This is a genomic window from Cupriavidus sp. HMR-1 (assembly GCF_000319775.1).
GTDB classification, from domain to species: domain Bacteria; phylum Pseudomonadota; class Gammaproteobacteria; order Burkholderiales; family Burkholderiaceae; genus Cupriavidus; species Cupriavidus metallidurans.
The window spans coordinates 1-2132 of sequence record NZ_ANKP01000006.1 but is presented as its reverse complement, the minus strand read 5'-3'; the positions used below and the strand labels follow the sequence as shown (position 1 = coordinate 2132).

The following is a 2132-nucleotide window of genomic DNA, read 5'->3' as shown; positions in this document are numbered from 1 at the left end:
CGCGGCGTTCGCCAGCGCGGCAGGGGCGCCGCCGCTGCCCCATGGCACGAACAGCACGTCATCGTCGCTGCGTTGTCCGGCGCGTGCCCACGCGCCAGGGGTCGGTGCGTCGAGATAGGCACCGAGGCCATCCTCGGGAATCTCTCTCATCCCGAAGTGAAAGCCGAGCACGTTGGCGGGATCGCATTCCAGCGCCAGCGCCGGGTGCTTGCGCTGGGCCAGCAGCGAGGCCAGTTCCGCCGTCAGCGTGCTGCGGCCAGCGCCGCCCGTGGTGGAGACGATGGCCACGGTAATCATGACTGTTCTCCATCGCCGATACGGCGCTTGCCACGTATCACCAGGGCGTCGAGTTGCGGTGGTAGTCGCACGCTGCGACGGGGCCGTGGCGCGGTCCAGCGCGGCAGCCAGCGCAACAGATCAAAGCGCCACGTCAGCCACGCAAGCGGCGCCGCCAGAATCAGTCCCCAGACGAAGTAGCCGAGAAAGATGGGCATGGGTCAGCGTAGTGGTTTGAGCGGCACGGGGTGGTGGCGCGGCAGGGCGCGTGGGCCACCGCCGCCTTGTGCCCGGCGAGGCGCGATCAACGGCAAGGTCTGCGCCGGGGCCGGTGTCGTTGGGGATGCCTCCGTTGGTGCATCCGACGGTTCCGTGTGGCTCGATGGTTCCTGGGCCAGCCAGCGCGTGTAGTCGGGAGGCGGATAGGCCTGAATATCGGCCTCCAGTTCGCTCAGCGTCGCGGCGATCGATTCGTTGTCGCCGCTGCGCAGATCGCCCTGGAACATATCGCCCATCGGACGCTGGAACACGCGCGCGCATACCGCGTCGACATCGTCCAGCCGGCAGGCGAAGAAAAACGCGTACACGCTATCACTGCCCGCGGTGCAGAGGTCGCCGGCGCGGTTCATATGGCAGGCGCGCAGCGCGTCGATATGCGCCACTTCGGGCAGTAGCGGCAGTTGCAGCAGTACGTGTGGCAGCCGGATCAAGCGGCTGCGGTCCATCGCATCGCGCACCAGAGAAAGGAACGTGTCGGGCGTCACGTAGCCGGTGGCCGAGGTCGTCAGCACGGCCGATAGGGCGCTGTGATAGTCAGCGAGGATCGGCCGCGAGAAGACCTGACCTTGCAACGCGTCGATCATCGCCTGCATTCGCGCGAACGGCGTGCGTTGCGCCACCACGGCATTGGCACCGAGGTTGAGCATCAGCAGTTCATAGTGCTGGCGCATGGCCTCGCGGTCTTCGCGGATCACGATCTTGAGCGCGCGGCCCGCGCTACGCCGCAGGCGGTGCACCTGGCTGGCCAGCAGTTCCAGGTCGCGGCTGCCCGAATAGCGCAGGATCACGGTCGCGGCCACCGACTGGCTGGCCGTGGCGACGGCGGCTTCGTTGCTGTCAACGATGCGCCAGTTCTCGGGAATGAAGCGCTCGCGCAGCACCGCATCGCGGCTGACGATCACGCGGTCTTCGTCGGGCGCCAGCATTCCCGCTTCCTCAATCTGGTCGCTGTAGGTGTCGGACGCCACCATCAGCCGTTGCTCGTGCGGCGCGAAGCGCAGCCGCAAAACTTCGCCAGCGACCACCGACTGCTTGTCGCGCCAGAACGCGACTTCCCAGGTGTACTGCCCCTGCTGCTGGGAAAGTTGCGCCGCACCGGCAAAACGGCCGTGGAAGGCCTGCAAGTCGGGCGGCGATTGTCCCGGCGCCAGCGGAGGCGGCGCGACCACGAGCAGCACGCCACAGCGTTCTTTCGCGCACCAATCGTGCAGGCGAACGCCTTGGCTCGCCAGGGCGACCGCATCCTGCCAGCTGAAAAATGCTTCGGCGCCTTCGATCAGGAGCATCGTGCCCCGCGCGCCGCATTGGTCGACGAGTGCCTGAAGCGCGTCGATCAAGGCATCGATGCCGTCGCGGCCGGGTTGGGCACGCAAGGCACAGAGATTGGCACGCGAATGCAGCGCGCGATTGACGTCGATATCGAGACCATGCTCGCGGAGCGCCTTGGCGATGTCGCCGGCATCACGCGCCGAGAGCACACTGGCGGGTCCGCGCAGCGCGCCGGCGGCGGTTTGCCAGAAGAAAGCATCGCGTGCGGGCGAGGGCTGCGCGTACACCACGTGTGCGCGGCCGCTGGC

General features: G+C 67.6%; 3 protein-coding genes. All 3 read right to left on the bottom strand.

Features of this window, described 5'->3' with window-relative positions:
* A partial coding sequence (locus tag D769_RS00125) for a cellulose synthase operon protein YhjQ/BcsQ (RefSeq protein ID WP_008640767.1) occupies positions 1 to 297 on the bottom strand: 297 nt, incomplete at its 3' end.
* On the bottom strand, positions 294 to 494 hold the full coding sequence (locus D769_RS00120; RefSeq protein WP_008640766.1) for a hypothetical protein: 201 nt from the start codon (positions 492 to 494) through the stop codon (positions 294 to 296). The genes D769_RS00120 and D769_RS00125, both read right to left, overlap by 4 nt.
* 3 nt (positions 495 to 497) lie before the next feature.
* Positions 498 to 2132: cellulose biosynthesis protein BcsE (gene bcsE / locus D769_RS00115; RefSeq protein WP_008640764.1), on the bottom strand; the 1635-nt coding region annotated here is incomplete at its 5' end.

Bases quoted from the DNA above. Each gene is read 5' to 3' on its own strand.
- D769_RS00120 (WP_008640766.1), bottom strand. From the start codon at position 494: ATGCCCATCTTTCTCGGCTACTTCGTCTGGGGACTGATTCTGGCGGCG.